This is a genomic window from Moritella sp. PE36 (assembly GCF_000170855.1).
Classification (GTDB): Bacteria; Pseudomonadota; Gammaproteobacteria; order Enterobacterales; family Moritellaceae; genus Moritella.
In genome coordinates, this window is record NZ_ABCQ01000001.1 from 190,204 (window position 1) to 209,851 (window position 19,648).

General features: G+C 44.1%; 11 protein-coding genes, 2 tRNA genes, 3 rRNA genes and 1 riboswitch. Of the genes, 4 read left to right on the forward strand and 12 right to left on the reverse strand.

All coding sequences use genetic code 11. The features are described from left to right. Positions 1–31: 31 nt before the first annotated feature. The 5 genes from PE36_RS00860 to PE36_RS00880 form a co-directional block, all read right to left on the reverse strand. Positions 32–108: transfer RNA gene (locus PE36_RS00860), tRNA-Asp, on the reverse strand. 58 nt (positions 109–166) lie between these two features. Continuing rightward, positions 167–282, reverse strand: a 5S ribosomal RNA gene (gene rrf, locus PE36_RS00865). A gap of 135 nt (positions 283–417) precedes the next feature. Next, positions 418–3,311, reverse strand: a 23S ribosomal RNA gene (locus PE36_RS00870). 221 nt (positions 3,312–3,532) lie between these two features. Next, a tRNA-Glu gene (locus tag PE36_RS00875) sits at positions 3,533–3,608 on the reverse strand. A 120-nt stretch (positions 3,609–3,728) separates the two neighbouring features. After that, positions 3,729–5,269, reverse strand: a 16S ribosomal RNA gene (locus PE36_RS00880). Together the 16S, 23S and 5S rRNA genes with 2 tRNA genes alongside form the textbook arrangement of a ribosomal RNA operon. A 671-nt stretch (positions 5,270–5,940) precedes the next feature. On the opposite strand from PE36_RS00880, the gene PE36_RS00885 reads away from it, so the two are divergent. Next, complete coding sequence (locus PE36_RS00885; RefSeq protein WP_006030038.1) at positions 5,941–7,737, forward strand: methyl-accepting chemotaxis protein; 1,797 nt, start codon at positions 5,941–5,943, stop codon at positions 7,735–7,737. 20 nt (positions 7,738–7,757) lie between these two features. Here the strand turns inward: PE36_RS00885 and PE36_RS00890 are convergent, their stop codons facing one another. From PE36_RS00890 to PE36_RS00900, 3 genes are all read right to left on the reverse strand, one after another. After that, the gene (locus PE36_RS00890; protein WP_006030039.1) at positions 7,758–8,294 is read right to left on the reverse strand and encodes a DUF924 family protein; all 537 of its coding nucleotides are present in this window, start codon (positions 8,292–8,294) and stop codon (positions 7,758–7,760) included. Positions 8,295–8,511: 217 nt separating this feature from the next. After that, on the reverse strand, positions 8,512–9,735 hold the full coding sequence (locus PE36_RS00895) for an HlyD family secretion protein (protein ID WP_006030040.1): 1,224 nt from the start codon (positions 9,733–9,735) through the stop codon (positions 8,512–8,514). Then, positions 9,729–10,022, reverse strand: coding sequence for a hypothetical protein (locus PE36_RS00900; RefSeq protein WP_006030041.1), 294 nt, complete (start codon positions 10,020–10,022; stop codon positions 9,729–9,731). The genes PE36_RS00895 and PE36_RS00900 overlap by 7 nt, the downstream gene beginning before the upstream one ends. A gap of 233 nt (positions 10,023–10,255) precedes the next feature. Here PE36_RS00900 and PE36_RS00905 point away from each other — a divergent pair, with 233 nt between their 5' ends. Together PE36_RS00905 and PE36_RS00910 are read left to right on the forward strand one after the other, a co-directional pair. Then, positions 10,256–11,458 carry an ATP-binding protein gene (locus PE36_RS00905; protein WP_043993560.1) on the forward strand — a complete coding sequence of 401 codons (1,203 nt, stop codon included), beginning with the start codon at positions 10,256–10,258 and terminating at the stop codon, positions 11,456–11,458. Next, positions 11,451–12,044, forward strand: a complete 594-nt coding sequence (locus tag PE36_RS00910) for a response regulator transcription factor (protein WP_006030043.1) — start codon at positions 11,451–11,453, stop codon at positions 12,042–12,044. The genes PE36_RS00905 and PE36_RS00910 overlap by 8 nt, the downstream gene beginning before the upstream one ends. Positions 12,045–12,298: 254 nt before the next feature. Here PE36_RS00910 and PE36_RS00915 read toward each other — a convergent pair whose 3' ends face one another. From PE36_RS00915 to rluD, 4 genes are all read right to left on the reverse strand, one after another. Further along, a complete protein-coding gene (locus tag PE36_RS00915; RefSeq protein WP_006030044.1) occupies positions 12,299–13,774 on the reverse strand; it encodes a sodium:alanine symporter family protein in 1,476 nt (491 codons plus the stop codon). A 125-nt stretch (positions 13,775–13,899) separates the two neighbouring features. Beyond that, positions 13,900–13,995: riboswitch (glycine riboswitch) on the reverse strand. A 278-nt stretch (positions 13,996–14,273) separates the two neighbouring features. Further along, positions 14,274–16,847, reverse strand: a complete 2,574-nt coding sequence (clpB, locus tag PE36_RS00920; protein ID WP_006030045.1) for an ATP-dependent chaperone ClpB — start codon at positions 16,845–16,847, stop codon at positions 14,274–14,276. Positions 16,848–16,946: 99 nt separating this feature from the next. Continuing rightward, positions 16,947–17,702, reverse strand: coding sequence for a peptidoglycan editing factor PgeF (gene pgeF, locus PE36_RS00925; protein WP_006030046.1), 756 nt, complete (start codon positions 17,700–17,702; stop codon positions 16,947–16,949). A 6-nt stretch (positions 17,703–17,708) separates the two neighbouring features. After that, positions 17,709–18,689, reverse strand: a complete 981-nt coding sequence (rluD, locus tag PE36_RS00930; RefSeq protein ID WP_006030047.1) for a 23S rRNA pseudouridine(1911/1915/1917) synthase RluD — start codon at positions 18,687–18,689, stop codon at positions 17,709–17,711. 137 nt (positions 18,690–18,826) lie between these two features. Here rluD and bamD point away from each other — a divergent pair, with 137 nt between their 5' ends. Beyond that, a complete protein-coding gene (bamD, locus tag PE36_RS00935) occupies positions 18,827–19,564 on the forward strand; it encodes an outer membrane protein assembly factor BamD (protein WP_006030048.1) in 738 nt (245 codons plus the stop codon). Positions 19,565–19,648 lie beyond the last annotated feature (84 nt).

Genomic DNA, 19,648 nt, shown 5'->3' on the forward strand with positions numbered 1-19,648 from the left:
TGAATCTTTCGATTCAGGCTTTCGTTGTTGTTGGCGGAGTGGACGGGACTCGAACCCGCGACCCCCGGCGTGACAGGCCGGTATTCTAACCAACTGAACTACCACTCCGCACAATCTGTGCTGATAAATATCAGTCTAAATTTTGTGTCTTTCGACATTGTTTGGCGCTTGGCGATGCCCTACTCTCACATGGGGAAACCCCACACTACCATCGGCGTTATTACGTTTCACTACTGAGTTCGGAATGGAGTCAGGTGGTACCGCAACACTATGGTCACCAAGCAAATCTGGTTTGCTTTCTATATAGAAACTTACGTTTCATTTTAATTTGAAAAGCTATAAATAAAGAAGTCTTTAAAACATAAAGTGTTCAATCAATTCTTAAGTCAAATTTCAATTAATCATACTTTAATTTGTATGGTTAAGCCTCACGGGTAATTAGTACAAGTTAGCTCAATGCCTCACAGCACTTACACACCTTGCCTATCAACGTTGTAGTCTCCAACGGCCCTTCAGGGAGCTTAAAGCTCCAGTGAGAACTCATCTCGAGGCCTGCTTCCCGCTTAGATGCTTCAGCGGTTATCAGTTCCGAACTTAGCTACCGGGCAATGCCATTGGCATGACAACCCGAACACCAGTGGTTCGTCCACTCCGGTCCTCTCGTACTAGGAGCAGCTCCTCTCAATTCTCAAACGCCCACGGCAGATAGGGACCGAACTGTCTCACGACGTTCTAAACCCAGCTCGCGTACCACTTTAAATGGCGAACAGCCATACCCTTGGGACCAACTTCAGCCCCAGGATGTGATGAGCCGACATCGAGGTGCCAAACACCGCCGTCGATATGAACTCTTGGGCGGTATCAGCCTGTTATCCCCGGAGTACCTTTTATCCGTTGAGCGATGGCCCTTCCATTCAGAACCACCGGATCACTAAGACCTACTTTCGTACCTGCTCGACGTGTCTGTCTCGCAGTTAAGCTGGCTTATGCCTTTGCACTAACCACATGATGTCCAACCATGTTTAGCCAACCTTCGTGCTCCTCCGTTACTCTTTGGGAGGAGACCGCCCCAGTCAAACTACCCACCAGACACTGTCCGCAATCCCGATAAGGGACCTACGTTAGAACATCAAACGTACAAGGGTGGTATTTCAAGGTTGACTCCACATCATCTAGCGACAATGCTTCATAGTCTCCCACCTATCCTACACATGTAGGTTCAATGTTCAGTGCCAAGCTATAGTAAAGGTTCACGGGGTCTTTCCGTCTAGCCGCGGGTACACTGCATCTTAACAGCGATTTCAATTTCACTGAGTCTCGGGTGGAGACAGCGTGGCCATCATTACGCCATTCGTGCAGGTCGGAACTTACCCGACAAGGAATTTCGCTACCTTAGGACCGTTATAGTTACGGCCGCCGTTTACCGGGGCTTCGATCATGAGCTTCGACCTAAGTCTAACCCAATCAATTAACCTTCCGGCACCGGGCAGGCGTCACACCGTATACGTCATCTTTCGATTTTGCACAGTGCTGTGTTTTTAATAAACAGTTGCAGCCACCATTTCTCTGCGACCAACAATAGCTTACGGAGCAAGTCCTTCACCATCATTGGCGTACCTTCTCCCGAAGTTACGGTACCATTTTGCCTAGTTCCTTCACCCGAGTTCTCTCAAGCGCCTTAGTATTCTCTACCTAACCACCTGTGTCGGTTTGGGGTACGATTCTCTTATATCTGAAGCTTAGAGGTTTTTCCTGGAAGCCGGGTATCAACTACTTCATCTCCGTAGAGACTCGTCATCAGTCCTCAGCCTTAATGTGCGCCCGGATTTACCTAAGCACACAGCCTACAACCTTAAACATGGACAACCATCGCCATGCTAGCCTAACCTTCTCCGTCACCCCATCGCAATATAAGTGAGTACAGGAATATTAACCTGTTTCCCATCGACTACGCCTTTCGGCCTCGCCTTAGGAGTCGACTCACCCTGCCCCGATTAACGTTGGACAGGAACCCTTGGTCTTTCGGCGTGGAGGTTTTTCACCCCCATTATCGTTACTCATGTCAACATTCGCACTTCTGATACCTCCAGCAAGCTTCTCAACTCACCTTCGACGGCTTACAGAACGCTCCTCTACCATGCAAAGAACAAGTCTTTGCATCCGTAGCTTCGGTGGTATGTTTAGCCCCGTTAAATCTTCCGCGCAGACCGACTCGACCAGTGAGCTATTACGCTTTCTTTAAAAGATGGCTGCTTCTAAGCCAACTTCCTGGCTGTCTGAGCCTTTCCACATCGTTTCCCACTTAACATACACTTTGGGACCTTAGCTGACGGTCTGGGTTGTTTCCCTTTCCACGACGGACGTTAGCACCCGCCGTGTGTCTCCCGCGATTGAACTTATTGGTATTCGGAGTTTGCAAAGGGTTGGTAAGTCGGGATGACCCCCTAGCCTTAACAGTGCTCTACCCCCAATAGTTAGACGCGAGGCGCTACCTAAATAGCTTTCGAGGAGAACCAGCTATCTCCCGGTTTGATTGGCCTTTCACCCCCAGCCACAAGTCATCCGCTAATTTTTCAACATTAGTCGGTTCGGTCCTCCAGTTGATGTTACTCAACCTTCAACCTGCCCATGGCTAGATCACCGGGTTTCGGGTCTAATCCCAGCAACTATTCGCGCAGTTAACACTCGGTTTCCCTACGGCTCCGCTATTCGCTTAACCTTGCTACTGAAATTAAGTCGTTGACCCATTATACAAAAGGTACGCAGTCACCCAACAAAGTAGGCTCCCACTGCTTGTACGTATACGGTTTCAGGTTCTATTTCACTCCCCTCACAGGGGTTCTTTTCGCCTTTCCCTCACGGTACTGGTTCACTATCGGTCAGTCAGTAGTATTTAGCCTTGGAAGATGGTCCTCCCATATTCAAACAGCATATCACGTGTGCCGTCCTACTCGATTTCACAATAAGGTCGTTTTCATGTACGGGACTATCACCCTGTATCGTGGCACTTTCCAGAGCCTTCCATTAACTTCCAAACTGCTTAAGGGCTAGACCCCGTTCGCTCGCCGCTACTAAGGGTATCTCTATTGATTTCTTTTCCTCGGGGTACTTAGATGTTTCAGTTCTCCCGGTTCGCTTCGTAACGCTATGTATTCACGTTACGATACTCTACAAAGTAGAGTGGGTTCCCCCATTCGGAAATCTGTGGATTAACGCTTTTTATCAACTCCCCACAGCTTAACGCAGATTAACACGTCCTTCATCGCCTCTGACTGCCTAGGCATCCACCGTATACGCTTAGTCACTTAACCATACAATCTAAAGTCGACCGTACAATTGAAATAACTAGGTATTATCTAGTTTTTTTCGCCTCAAGAATACTCAAGAACACTCTATTGTTATTACCAAAGTAATAACGTGTTTTAAGAACTTCTTTATTTATTCAGCTTTCCAAATTTTTAAAGAGCAATTTGCTAAAAAGCAAAGATAAGCATTAAGCTGCTTAGCTTTGATTTTTAATCAGAAAGAAAAGTGGTATCCCGTACGAGATTTGAACTCGTGTTACCGCCGTGAAAGGGCGGTGTCCTAGGCCTCTAGACGAACAGGACACTATTTACTTTCTACGTTTGGATTTCATCCCAACCGTTGTCTTATTTACATAAGACGTGCAATTTAATTTTCTATTCAAGCAATTTGTGTGGGCACTTACAAAAATTAACAACTTTACGTAAGGAGGTGATCCAGCCCCAGGTTCCCCTAGGGCTACCTTGTTACGACTTCACCCCAGTCATGAACCACACCGTGGTCATCGCCCTCCCGAAGGTTAAGCTAATGACTTCTGGTGCAGCCCACTCCCATGGTGTGACGGGCGGTGTGTACAAGGCCCGGGAACGTATTCACCGTGACATTCTGATTCACGATTACTAGCGATTCCGACTTCATGGGGTCGAGTTGCAGACCCCAATCCGGACTACGACGCACTTTATGGGATTCGCTTACCATTGCTGGTTTGCAGCCCTTTGTATGCGCCATTGTAGCACGTGTGTAGCCCTACTCGTAAGGGCCATGATGACTTGACGTCGTCCCCACCTTCCTCCGGTTTATCACCGGCAGTCTCCTTAGAGTTCCCACCATTACGTGCTGGCAAATAAGGATAAGGGTTGCGCTCGTTGCGGGACTTAACCCAACATTTCACAACACGAGCTGACGACAGCCATGCAGCACCTGTCTCACAGTTCCCGAAGGCACTGAGGTATCTCTACCAGATTCTGTGGATGTCAAGAGTAGGTAAGGTTCTTCGCGTTGCATCGAATTAAACCACATGCTCCACCGCTTGTGCGGGCCCCCGTCAATTCATTTGAGTTTTAACCTTGCGGCCGTACTCCCCAGGCGGTCTACTTAATGCGTTAGCTTAAGAGCCCAGTTCTCAAGGAACCAAACTCCGAGTAGACATCGTTTACGGCGTGGACTACCGGGGTATCTAATCCCGTTTGCTACCCACGCTTTCGCATCTGAGCGTCAGTTACTTGCCAGGTGGCCGCCTTCGCCACTGGTATTCCTTCAGATCTCTACGCATTTCACCGCTACACCTGAAATTCTACCACCCTCTCAAGAACTCTAGTTTGCCAGTTCGAAATGCAGTTCCCAGGTTGAGCCCGGGGCTTTCACATCTCGCTTAACAAACCGCCTGCATGCGCTTTACGCCCAGTAATTCCGATTAACGCTTGCACCCTCCGTATTACCGCGGCTGCTGGCACGGAGTTAGCCGGTGCTTCTTCTGCGAGTAACGTCACAGTAGCAAAGTATTAATTTACTACCTTTCCTCCTCGCTGAAAGTACTTTACAACCCTAAGGCCTTCTTCATACACGCGGTATGGCTGCATCAGAGTTTCCTCCATTGTGCAATATTCCCCACTGCTGCCTCCCGTAGGAGTCTGGACCGTGTCTCAGTTCCAGTGTGGCTGATCATCCTCTCAGACCAGCTAGGGATCGTCGCCTTGGTGAGCTCTTACCTCACCAACAAGCTAATCCCACTTGGGCTCATCTAGTCGCGAGAGCTTTCAAGAAGAGGCCCCTTTCACCGTAGGTCGTATGCGGTATTAGCAGTCGTTTCCAACTGTGTCCCCCTCGACTAGGCAGATTCCCAAGCATACTCACCCGTCCGCCGCTCGACGCCAGAATAGCAAGCTATTCTTCGTTTCCGCTCGACTTGCATGTGTTAAGCCTACCGCCAGCGTTCAATCTGAGCCATGATCAAACTCTTCAATTAAAAGTTTTTGACTAATTGCCTAAGCAATTAAGTCGGCTCAATGAATTCTGTACTTCAACAATAAAACCGAAGTTCTATTGTTTATAAAACCAAATCTTTCGATTTAATTTAATGTTCACAATTACATTGATATAATATTTGGTCATTATATCTCTGCAAGTGCTCACACAGATTGCTTGAATAAATTGTTAAAGAGCATACTGAGCGGCTGTTGCCGTGTCAGTGGGAGCGATTATAGAGATCTAGGTTATATTGGCAAGCGTTTCACTAAAATTGATGACAGTTTTATTAAATTCGACTAAAAAACGTTCAAAAAGCGCTATTTTAAGACTTTTAGCTAGTGAATAATGGCAATAACCGTCTTTATAAGGAACACAATCCCCGTTCATCACCGAATACAGCGCCATATAATGGTAGATATAATGCTTAATCTACGTAATTACTCCAAACAGAGAGAAACAACATCAGATTCATATAACTGTCATCTTATCCTTTTACACTGCAGTGCATTAACAGCTCAGCTTATCAGGATGATGACCTTGCGTATCACTACCTTTTCTCGGATCAGTTCACTTACTTTAATCTGCCTATCGCTCTTAATGACTTATACCCTTTATAGGAGCCACCAGCAGCTCAATCACCTTGATCAACAAAATTCCAGGTTTGCGAAAATGAAAGAGCAAGTCACCATTAAGCTCAATCATTCAATCTCAGATTATTTACAACAAGGTAATGCCGCTGATTTACAACAAGCCGAACACGTCATCACCCAACTTATCAATTCTCTCGAGCAACTTGCCAGCGCCATTGATACCAATGCATTAAGCAACGAGCTCAATCAATTTGCCACCCTGGTTGAAGGGCCATTGCGGTCATCAGGTAAATTTGCGTCCGACAATTTTCAACTTCTGAATTTCAATGAAAAAGAGCTTGCTGATAACTTATCGCTATTAAAGCGCCAGTTATTACAAAATGACATACCATTGCGCCAACAAGATTTAATTCTGATCAGTGATATCCAAGCCAGCCTTGCGCATTTAACTAACCAACGCCAGCGCTACTTTAACCAATTACAAGCATCACAATGGCAAGAGCTGTTATTAGTAGTAAAAGAAACAGCACTGCTTATGACAAAGCTTGCGCAATTTACGCACTATGACAGCAGTCACGAACTTGTGATTGAAGATGATAACTTTTTAAACGACGAAGAAGATGAAGAGACTATTTTGATTGTTGATATCACTAATGAGCTCAGCAACCTTATTAGTCGCTATCCAAAAGAATTACTCAATACCAAAACAGTGCTTTCTAAACAAAGTGATAATCAACAACGGGTATTAACCGCAATCAGTAATATTCAAGCTGCTATCTTAGCACTCGAAAAACCCGTTAATGATTATGCCAAAAGCCAAAGACAAAATACCTATTTATATCTTGCCGCTATCGCACTGTGCTTGATCTTATTTGGCATCGGATTATTTTATGCCGAGAAGTATTGGGTCGTAAAGCCGCTAAACAAATTAGACAAAGCCCTCGCCTCTTTAGTTGAAACGAATACGCGTGAACGCCTCACCTTTGCCGACAACAAAAGTGAAATTGGTTTAATCGCTCTGCACTTTAATCAACTACTCGATAACGTAAAGCAAGAACAGCTCACCAAACTGACGCAAGTCGAACAAGTCACCCAAGCGTTAAACTTACTGCAAGATGATTTTCAATCCATTAGCCAATACTCACAAGCAAGCAGTGGTACCATCGATGATATTAGCCATGGTGTATCGGCGATTAATGCCTTAGCACAACAAATCGACACCGAAACTCAGTCGGTACATGACTTAACGCAGCAAACTAATCAACAAATGCATAAAGCCGCGACTCAGATCACCGACTTCAGCTTAGCAACTGAGCAGACCAAACAAGCAGGCGCCGACAGCTTAAAAGCCATTAAAACCTTAAATACCAACATGGAAAATGTCGAAACCATTGTGGCCTCTATCCATCATATCGCCGATCAAACCAATTTATTGGCACTTAACGCGGCCATTGAAGCGGCACGAGCAGGTGAAAAAGGCCGTGGTTTTGCAGTCGTCGCGGATGAAGTACGCAATTTATCGAAAAAGACGCAACAGGCGCTTGAACAAATCAGTAACTTTCTCACTCAGCTAAATAGTTCAAGTAAATCACTAGAACAAGAAATTGATCATATCGCCGAGCGTTGCCAACAGCAGCTCGACAATGCGCAAGAGATGCACAAACAAATTAATAGCGTCATTCAACAATCAGAGCAATCACAACAAAACGCGGCAAATAGTAGTCACAATACTCGCCAGCAAGTCGGTTATATTAAAGTGGTTAATGATCAAATGCAGGCGCTGCAAAATCACAGTGAAGATACCCGCCATAAAACCCAATCAGCACAACAACAGGTATCCACACAAGTGCAGCAAATATTAACTATCTTTGCCTAAACTAGACCTAAACCTAAAAATTAGAAACTTGAGCTAGGAGTATCGAGAAATGCCAGTTCTTCGACTGTCGATTCTCGACCTAAAATAGTATTACGATGCGGATAACGGCCAAACTGTTCGATAATCGCTTGATGTTGCAATTCAAAATCCAGGTTAGTTTGAATATCATTTCCTTGATATAAAAATACCGCTTGCTGATGGATTACTGCCGATTCGCTGTGCATAAAAGGCAAATAAAGAAAACTACATTGCAGCTGCGAGAGTTCTTTATCTGCACCAAAAGCTATCGCCTCCAGGGCAAGTACTAACGCCATATTGTCATAAAAAAATGCGCGCGGTGTATCACGGAACATGTTTCGCGAAAATTGATCCAAAATGATAATTTCAGCTAACCGCCCTTCCGCACTGCGACGCCAATGGAATAATTCCCCCGCAACAGCACGCTGATGTAATTCACTAAAACGAGTGATAATTGTCTGATCAAACTCGCTATCTTTAATCCACCACTTGGCTGGGTTAATGTCTTCAAACCAAAACTTAATCACGTCTTTATACATAGCTAAAATCCATCTCCTATGATCTCACCAATTGAGTATAGGTTAACGTGAAACACAGAGCCCACTCTATAATTTAACGCAGATCTCAAATTTCATATTTATGTGCAATATTCTTATGTCTTTGTAGCGAATTATACAGTGCAGGTCTAAAGACTACATTGACGAAAAAAACCGTGAACCCAAGGCACACAGTTTTTATACGCATTAAGCAGGTTCACTACATGGCGTAGAAGTAGTAAATTTGCGATTTCATCCGAATAATAATACCGCGAATAACATCTAAGAAACCAAGGAATGCAACAGGTTTTGCACCGCTGATCCAGGCTAAACCAACAGCACCGACCGGCATATCATACCCTTCAGTTTCTATTAGCTTTAAGCGAACAAAGTGATGTTTGTTCTGCACATTTTGCCCCGTCGTAGCTCGAACAGGGGTTTCTTTTGCTAATAATGAACCCTGTGCTTCACCTGTCGCTTCAACGATACCCTCAACTTCAGCAGAGAAGATATGTCCCGGATAAACAGCAGAAGCAAATTCCGCCGCTTGACCAACTTCAATATTACGAATTGCTTGATGATTAACACGCATTAATACATATTTTTCATTGGTATACATTTGAATACGTGGCATCGCTCCTATGTATTGACCTTCGCGAATAATAAAGTTAGTTAAGTAACCATCAGCAGGTGCATATATCAGCGTATTATCTAGATTCCACTGAGCCTGGGCATAGACTTCGGTTTGGTTGGCTAAATCCGCTTTACGGCTATTAACAGCATGTTCAGTTTTACTGGTATTAAGCAGTGCTTGCTGGGCGTTAAGTATGAGTTTTTCAGCTTGTGATTGCAGGACGGTTAATTTTGCTTTAGCAATTTGCACAGCCGTTTTCTGTTCATCTAACTTACTTTCGGTAATAGTAAATGCAGCGACTTTATTTTGATCAATATAACGCTGTAACGTCGTACTCTTCCAACTCAAGTCCGCTTTTATTTCAGCTTGTTGATCGACATTAATGGCGATGTCTTGATTGGCAATTGCATATTTAGACTCATTAATCCGCACATCATCTAATGCTGATGCGAGTGCAACTTCGGCACTCTGTACTTGTGCAGCCGACTTATTTAATGCGATCTGATAAACCTGATCCTCTAGTTCATAAATAAGCTGACCTTTGGTGACAGTTTGATTAGGTTTAACATGGAGCGTTTTAATATTACCAGTCACCTGCGTTGAACCGGGACGTAACTGAATATGTGGCGACTGCACTAATGAGCCACCGGATAAATCCATTGGCGTATAAGTAATTAGACCAACCCAAACAAACAGTAACCACGCAGAGCCACCGATATAGGCAAAACCCTTAGAATATTTATTCCACGGCATACCCACTAAACGCAGTAAATAAATAAGGAATGCCCAGACTGCTAACCCTTCTAACATGCGCTATCCCCCTCTGACTTCCAAATATCACGTACTTTGGCAATGGCTTGTTCTGCGTCCACAAACGCAATAATCACCGCAATAACCCACACCCAATGCCAAATAAATCCGACCCAAGTTAAGGTGGTGATCAAGGTTAATTGTTGATGGCTATTTTTATGGGCTTGGTGAATAGGAACCTCATGAAACTTCCAAAAAGCAATCCCTGCCGCTGCTACAGTTGCGATAAGCACTACAACAGCAACAATATGTAATCCCGTATCAAAGCCAGTGCCCACAAAAGGCATAGTTATTAAACTCACAGGTTAACTCCTCGCTGAATTATTCCTAAATTAAACTATTAGGAACGAATTTTAAGAATTTGATTTTAATCAAGTAAGGAAGCGAAAGGTACTCGTAGAATTGCTAGATTTAACCCTATTTACTAATTTTTAATAGCCAAATCACATGCATCAGGCTAATAATATATTGTGGAAATGAAGCAGTGACGAATAACTAACATCCTATGAGGACTATGCCTATGCGAGAACGGCCAAAGATAAATGAGGCTGGCTTGAGTATCGAACAATTTACCATTGAGGTATCAAATTGGTTATTGGAAAGCGATACCGCCGACTTACTGAATGCTATTGAGTCTTCACTAACTGCTTTTTTACCTTATATCCAAGCTCAGCGCATGTCGTTGGTTCGCTTAACTGTAGATAACCGTTTTGAAGGTGCACTTGCTGTTGCGGCGCCCGGTTACCAGCCCATTTCGTTACCGGCCCAAGGACTCTACTCACCTTATCTGGAGCAGATCAGCAAAGGCGAACCCATTATTGCCGAAGGTAATCTGCTCGATGTTATCAATCATGATGAATTTATAATCCAAAAAATGGAAGGGATCATTGCGCATATTGTCATTCCCTTTCGTGTACGCGGGCGTATTTGGGGCGGCATTACTGCGAGCCGTTATCTCGAACCAGTCCATTGGCAAGCAGAAACCATCATCCGCGTCCGGAGTTTTGGGCAGATCCTCGCGGCCACTTACGAGCGTTATGCCTATTGGGAAAAGCTACAACATAAAAATGAGAAACTCGAATTATTATCACGACATTTAATGGATAGCCAAGAAACCGAACGCCGTATGTTATCCCGTGAACTGCATGACAATTTTTCACAACGCATGGCACTATTAACCATCAAAGCCTCATCGCTAACCAATCGTTTGACCGATGCCGACGATAAAAAATCAGCCTGCGTATTACATCACGAGATCCAAGATCTTGCCAAAGATATGCAAGCCTTATCACGCTCGTTACACCCGGCGATATTAGAAGATTTAGGGCTACTCGTCGCACTTAAAGCCGAATGCCGACGCTTATCTGCCATCAAAGATATTGATATTCAAACCTTGTTCGACCCTATTCCAGCGGTTAACAAAGAGCTATCCCTAAATCTGTATCGCATATTACAAGAAGCATTAAACAACGTTGCCAAGCATGCGCAAGCCTCTGCAGTCTTTGTCTTATTACAAGAAGAGCAAGGCAATTTACACTTTCAAATTATCGATGATGGCATTGGCTGTGATCTCACCCTTACAGAGAATATAGGCAGTCTCGGTTTAATCAGTATTCAAGAACGTGCCCAATTATTTAATGGTACTGCCACGTTCACCTCTCCTGAAGATGGCGGTTTTATCGTCGATATAATGATCCCTACCATAAAGGAATATTATGAGTAATATAATTTTAGCCGACGATCACCTGATTGTGGCACAAGGCATTGCCAGTATTTTACAACCTGAACATCAGATTTTAGCGATTGCCAAAGATGGCTTAGAATTGGTGGAACTGGTCAAACAGCATCAACCGGATTTAGTGATCACCGATATTAGCATGCCAGACATGACAGGTATTGCAGCCATAGCGGCATTAAAGCGGATTAATAAACATTTAAAAATCATCTGTCTCACCATGCATGATGAACAAGAATATGCCGAAGGTGCGATAGCCGCGGGCGCAAAAGGTTATGTATTAAAACATGAAGCCAGCGAAAGCCTCATCGAAGCAGTAAACCAAGTACTAAATGGTGGGACATATATTTCTACTTCGATCACGGTGGATCCCGACAAACCCAAGTTGTCTTCTCGTCAAATCAGTGTATTACAGTTATTAGCGCAAGGTAAATCAGCCCGCCAAGTCGCAGATGAACTGTTTATTTCCCCGCGCACTGTCGAATTTCATAAATATTCAATCATGAAATTAGTCAATGCAAAAACCAGTGCCGAATTGATCCAATATGCACTTAATCATGGATTAATGGATTAATGGATTAAATCAATTTCTCTTGGTTATCGTTGTCATCAATAACTGTAATAAAATTACAACAAGAATGTAATTTTATTACGTTAATTTATTACAACAACAATGACAGCTTAAGATTTAATGTAAAATCAATGCCTTATAATTAAAAACCCAGCGTACATAATTGCAACATCTTCATTACTTAGTCCAGCAGCCAGCTATCGATAGACCGACGAGAGACAATAAAAAAACAACATCTTATTGTCTCTACATCATCGCTATACGGTTTTCTGTTCTAGCATTAGTTTATCAAAGAATAATTTGGTTTCTGCAATTACCACATGACGTAGGCCAATCAAACCAATTAAGTTCGGGATCGCCATTAAGCCATTAACAATATCCGCCAGGATCCAAATCAGATCCAAGTGTAGGAATGCGCCACCAGCCACCAGCAAGATATAAAAATACTTGTACGGTTTAATGCCTTTCTGACCAAACAGATATTGCACACAACGTTCGCCATAATAGTTCCAGCCGAGAATAGTGGTAAAGGCGAAAAATACGAGGCCTAAGGTGATCACGTATTGGCCGATTAGCGGTGACAAACCTTGCTCAAATGCTAACGTCGTCATTGCTGCACCGGATGTTTCACCACTCCATACACCCGTTAACACTAAGGTCAGACCGGTCATGGTACAAATAATGATGGTATCGAAGAAGGTACCCGTCATTGAAATCAGTCCCTGTTTTACACAAGAATCTGTTTTTGCTGCCGCAGCGGCAATCGGCGCACTGCCCAAGCCTGACTCATTAGAAAACACACCACGCGCCACACCACTTTGGATTGCGAGCATCACCGTCGCGCCTAAGAAACCACCGGTTGCCGCGGTTGGGGTAAAGGCACTACTGATCACTAAGGCGATGGCATCTGGTACCGCCTCGATATTAAATAATAGAACCAACAAGGATGCCAAGACATAACCTACCGCCATAAATGGCACGGTACGCTGGGCAATCGCTGAAATAGAACGAATACCACCTAAGGTCACCATAGCGACTAATACCGTCAGTATTGCCGCAGATAACCACACCGGAATATTAAACGAGATCTGCACGGCGTCAGTAATGGCATTCACTTGTGGGAAAGTACCAATACCAAAACACGCCACACCAATACCAAACAAGGCAAAAGCTTTCGCTAACCAACGACTACCCAAACCATGTTCGAGATAATACATAGGGCCGCCCGCCATTTGGCCGTTTTCATCAACCACGCGGTATTTCACCGCTAACAAACATTCGGCATATTTGGTCGCCATGCCAAAAAAGGCCGCCACCCACATCCAGAATAAAGCACCGGGACCACCCATTTTAATGGCCGTGGCAACACCAACGATATTACCGGTACCGATAGTGGCAGAAAGTGCGGTACATAACGCCGCAAAGCTACTGATATCACCTTGCTTTTTATTACCTAGATTGTTGTCGTCCTTGTCACCTGAAAACAGGTACTTTAGCGCTAACGGTAATTTGGTGATTTGTAAAAAGCCTAAACGTAAAGTGAGATACATACCGGTACCGACCAAAAGTAATAATAATGGCGGACCCCAAATGAAATGATCGATGCTTTGCAGGATATTTTGCAATGGTTGTGATAAAAAATTGACTATCGATTGCAGTAAAGAAGACTGTAGTGGTAAATCGACGGGGTCTGGTAGTGCAGATTGTAGTACTGTTAATTGTAAATAGTGCATTAAAAATCATTCCTCAAGAATGTGAATCTGAGGAGGATGTAATTATTCAAGATGGCCAAACGAAGCAAAAAAGCCACAGCAAAAGCCACAGCAAAAAGCAGACGTGAAAGTACGCAAAAAAAATAATCCTATCCTCTGTCCTTTGTACCTGAGAGTTTCAACGACATTGTCGATTTGCTCCTTCGGCGTCCAATTTAATGGATCTCTCCAGAGGCTCGTCCAGTAACAGTCCATGCTTTTTCTTGCGAAATAAAGCGCCTGAAAGATTTACTTCTTCGGCGGGCACATTGGCCACTCTCCTGCTACCTTCATCCGAACTTAGTATGGATATATCACAGCATCAAACACTGTGAACCAACAAATACTAGCACGGTTAACTGCAACGGAACCAACAAGGCAGTTCGAATGATTAACAATTAATCTCTAGACGAAAAAAAGCCCTGTCACTTCATCATGCAGGGCTGCTTCATTATTAATACGTTATTCATCTAGCCAATTATTATTGAGTCACGCTTAACTCATCATCAACCACACTTATCTTAATCTGTTTACCCGGGACCACATCACCTGCCAAAATAGCATTGGCTAAGCGGTTTTCGACTTGTTTCTGTAATACCCGTTTTAGCGGTCTGGCACCAAATAACGGATCAAACCCCGCATCGGCTAATTTTGCTAAGGCACCGGCGGTGATCGATAAGCTATAACCCAGTTGTTTTAACCGCGCTTCTAACGATTTTAACTGGATCACCGCAATTTTCTCGATGTGACTACGCCCGAGTGGATGGAACACCACGGTATCATCGATACGGTTAATAAACTCGGGACGGAAGCTTTGTCCAAGCAACTCTAACAAACGTAATTTCACCGTATTATAGTCATGCTTCCCATACTCTTCTTGAATGATATCCGAGCCCAAGTTAGATGTCATAATGATCACCGTATTGCGGAAGTTAACGGTTCGTCCCTGACCATCCGTTAAGCGACCATCATCCAACACTTGTAATAAAATATTGAAAATATCAGGATGCGCTTTTTCAATCTCATCGAGTAAGATAACTGAGTAAGGTTTTCGACGTACCGCTTCGGTCAGGTAACCGCCTTCTTCATAACCCACATAACCAGGAGGCGCACCAATCAGACGAGCAACAGAATGCTTCTCCATAAATTCAGACATATCAAGGCGGATCATGGCCTGGTCTGAATCAAAGATAAAATCAGCTAAGGCTTTGCATACTTCAGTTTTACCGACACCCGTTGGCCCCATGAATAAAAAAGATCCCATCGGACGGTTTGGATCAGCAAGACCGGCACGGCTACGGCGTATCGCATTGGATACCACGCTGATCGCTTCTGCTTGACCAATCACCCGTTGATGTAAGTTATCTTCCATCGCCAGCAGCTTTTCTTTTTCCCCTTCCAGCATACGGTGTACCGGGATCCCCGTCCAACGCGATAAAATATCGGCGATCTCGGCTTCTCCCACCTTATGCTTTAACAAGGTCATGTCTTGCATTTCAGCTTGGGCGGCTAAATCCAATTGTTTTTCTAACATTGGAATAGTGCCGTATTGCAGTTCTGACATTTTATTTAAATCGCTCGCGCGTCGAGCCATATCCAATTCAACACGGGCTTTATCTAACGCTGATTTAATGTGTTTAGTACCAGAAAGCGCGGCTTTTTCAGTCCGCCAGATCTCATCTAGCTCGTTAAACTTATCTTGCTTCTCAGCCAATTCCTCAGCAATCGTCGATAAACGTTTAATACTGGCCGAGTCATCTTCTTTTTCTAGCGCTTGTCGTTCAATTTTAAGTTGAATAATACGACGTTCTAATTTATCTAACGCTTCTGGTTTTGAGTCCATTTGTAAGCGAATAGACGATGCAGCTTCATCGATCAGATCAATGGCTTTATCGGGCAATTGACGATCGGAAATATAACGGTGCGATAAGGTCGCTGCCGCAACAATGGCGGGATCGGTAATATCAACATTATGATGTAGTTCATAGCGTGATTTTAAACCACGTAAGATAGCAATAGTGTCTTCAACATTTGGCTCTTCAATCAATACTTTTTGAAAACGACGTTCAAGTGCCGCATCTTTTTCAATATATTTACGGTATTCATCAAGGGTGGTCGCGCCCATGCAATGTAATTCACCACGGGCTAATGCCGGTTTTAGCATGTTGCCGGCATCCATCGCGCCCTCACCTTTACCGGCGCCGACCATGGTATGTAGTTCATCAATAAACAGAATCGTTTGGCCTTCGGTTTGCGCCAGTTCTTTGATCACTGATTTTAACCGTTCTTCAAATTCACCACGGTATTTAGCCCCCGCAATCAAGGCCCCCATATCCAGTGATAACACGCGTTTATTCTTTAAACCTTCCGGTACTTCGCCATTCACAATACGCTGTGCCAAACCTTCGGCAATCGCAGTTTTACCTACCCCGGGCTCACCAATTAATACCGGGTTATTCTTAGTCCGGCGTTGTAATACCTGGATAACACGGCGGATCTCGTCATCCCGGCCAATCACAGGATCAAGCTTACCGACTTCAGCACGTTCGGTCAGATCTAAGGTATATTTGGCTAACGCTTCACGTTGCTCTTCCGCGCCTTGGTCATTCACTTTGTCACCACCACGGATCACGTCAATCGCTTCTTCGACTAGCTTACGCGACCCTCCGGCTTTGCGTAATAATTGCCCTAAACGGCCTTTATCTTCAACCGCTGCAAGGACAAACATCTCGGAAGCAATAAATTTATCTTTACGTTTTTGGGCAAACTTATCACACAAGTTTAATAGCATATTCAAGGCTGACGATAATTGGAGATCGCCTTGGGTACCTTGCACTTGTGGTAAGCGGTCTAACTCATCCGCTAATTGCCAGCGCAATGCATTGGCATCAATCGCGGCAGCGGTCAGTAATGGGCGAATAGAGCTGTGGTCTTGGTTTAATAACGCGGTCATCAAGTGAATGGGTTCGATAAATTGATTATCTTTACCCAGTGCAAGTGACTGCGCATCAGAAATAGCCATTTGGAATTTGGTGGTAAGTTGATCTAAGCGCATAACGATGTCCTATCGGTCGTGGCTATAATTATAGTCATGTAATTTAGTTGGGTATGCTTAGCAAGGCACTAAAACCCATAGTTATTATCTGGGGATTAATTATTGAATTTCAAGGTAAATCAAACTAGCCTGGCGACCTGTTTGGTGATCTCGTCGATAAGAATAGAATAACTCAGTTTCACGGTAAGTACAGTGGTCACCACCGTAAATATCAGCCGCCTTAACGGTTAGCGCTTGGAGACGTTGACGCGCTAATACATATAAATCAGCGAGCCATTTATCACCGTTGGCAATAAAAGCGCAGCTTGCTTGCGGATCATGTGCCATAAAGGCATCACGTACTTCACTACCCACTTGAAAATGCGCTTGGCTAATTGCTGGACCTAACCAGACTAATAAATCATCGGGTGGTGCGGTCAGTTTAGCAAGGGTGTTCTCAATAATACCATCGAGTAAACCACGCCAACCGGCATGAATAGCGGCGACTTGCGTGCCCGCTTTATCGCAAATTAAGAGCGGTAAACAGTCCGCCGTCATCACTAAACAAACTTGCCCCGTCATGTGAGTTACAGACGCATCAGCAGCGGTAAGTTGCTCGCCATTGTGGGATTGCCCCACCAGACTAACAACTGTCGTACTGTGCGTTTGATTCAACCAATAAGGTTGTTGTGGCAAATTAGCCGCTGTCATTAACAACTGCCGATTTTGCCATACCAACTGCTCGTCATCTTGCACATGCAGGCCTAAATTTAGCCCTGCATAGGGCACATGACTGACACCACCCTCACGAGTCGTGCTTAGCGCCTTAACATTACTTGGCGCTGGCCAGTTGGGTTGAATCAAACGAGGCATCATCAATGCTTAGCTAATGTAATCATCAACCATGTTTAACGCAGTATCTTCACGTAGGATATGAATTAAAGTATTCATATCAGACGGACGTTCTGCGCGCCACATCATCATTTCGCCTGTTACTGGGTGCTCTAACTTCAGCATACGTGCATGTAGTGCCTGACGACCGAAACCACGCAGTGCTAAGATCAATGTATCCGTTGCATTGCTTGGTGGCTTTGGACGACCAGCATACACAGTATCACCAACGATAGGATGCATAATATGCGTCATGTGTACACGAATTTGGTGAGTACGACCTGATTCAAGACGCAGTCTTAATAACGAATGCGCACGGTATTTCTCAGCAACACGGTAATGTGTTTTTGCGGGTTTACCCAATGGACGAACAGCCATTTGCGTACGTTTAGTGGCGTGACGACCGATTGGCTCATCAACAAAACCACCCGCAGTCATAGTACCTGATACAACCGCTTCGTATTCACGCGTAATACGACGAGCCTGTAGCGCAGTGACTAAATGCGTTTGTGCTGGAATTGTTTTTGCAATCACCATCAAACCCGTTGTGTCTTTATCGAGACGGTGAACAATACCAGCACGTGGCACGTCAATAATGTCTGGATAATGGAATAACAATGCATTAAGCACTGTGCCATCTGGGTTACCTGCACCTGGATGCACAACAAAACCAGCTGGTTTGTTGATAACAAGAATGTCATCATCTTCATACACGATAACAAGTGGCAGATCTTGTGGCTCGTAACGCACTTCTTCGTCAACTTCTGCGTTTAAGATAATTTTATCGCCGTATTGCATTTTTTCACGTGCTTTAACGACAACGTTGCCATTTAAGTTAACAAATCCTGCAAGAATCCATTCTTTCAGACGTGTACGAGAATAATCTGGGAACATCTCGGCTAAAACTTGGTCTAAACGTTGACCGACTTGGTGTTCTGCAACAACGGCAGAAAGTTCGATATGTTGGCTCATAGGTAGCAGGGACCCTCTTCGGTCCTAATTTTCAGTATAATTACAGGATTCAGGCTATTTTAGCCTTTTATTTTGCTGTAGCATATTAGCTACATAACTATTTTTCGCATTAAGCAATTTGGAATAAATCCAACCTAATGAAAAAATCAATAAAATTAGCAATAAGTTTATCGCTCGCACTGGTTATGGCAACCGGTTGCTCTTCAAAAACAGAGCCAAACGTACCAGATAAACCAGCCATTGAGCTGTACAGCATAGCTCAACAATCGTTACAAGCGGGTAATTTTGTGTCCGCAATTGAAACGCTTGAAGCGCTTGATACACGTTACCCATTTGGCCCGCACACAGTGCAAGTGCAACTAGACTTGATCTATGCTTACTACAAGAATAGTGACACTGCACAGGCATTGGCCAATATAGATCGCTTTATTCGCTTAAACCCAAGCCATAAAGACATAGATTATGTCTACTATATGCGTGGACTTACCAATATGGGCGCGGATTATAACCTATTTCATGACCTATTTAATATAGATCGTTCAGATCGAGACCCAAGTTATGCAAATGCGGCCTTCAATGACTTCACTCGCTTAATCAAACGCTACCCACAAAGTGAGTATGTGGCTGATGCGCAGAAACGTGCGATTGCGATTAAAAGTCGCCTAGCGCGTTATGAGTTATCTGCCGCTGAATATTACATGAAACGTAAGGCTTACATCGCTGCGATCCAACGTGCACAACACATTATCGATAATTTTGCGGATACAGAATCACGTACCGGTGCATTAAAAGTAATGATTAAAGCGTACGACATTTTAGAGCAACCAACGCTGAAAGCCAATGCTAAAAAGATCTTAGCGGCTAACGCCAGTTAATGCATAGTACATCTCACGATGATTATTAACGCTAAAAATAAAATATAAAAAAACGGCGTCTATGCAAATAGACGCCGTTTTTAT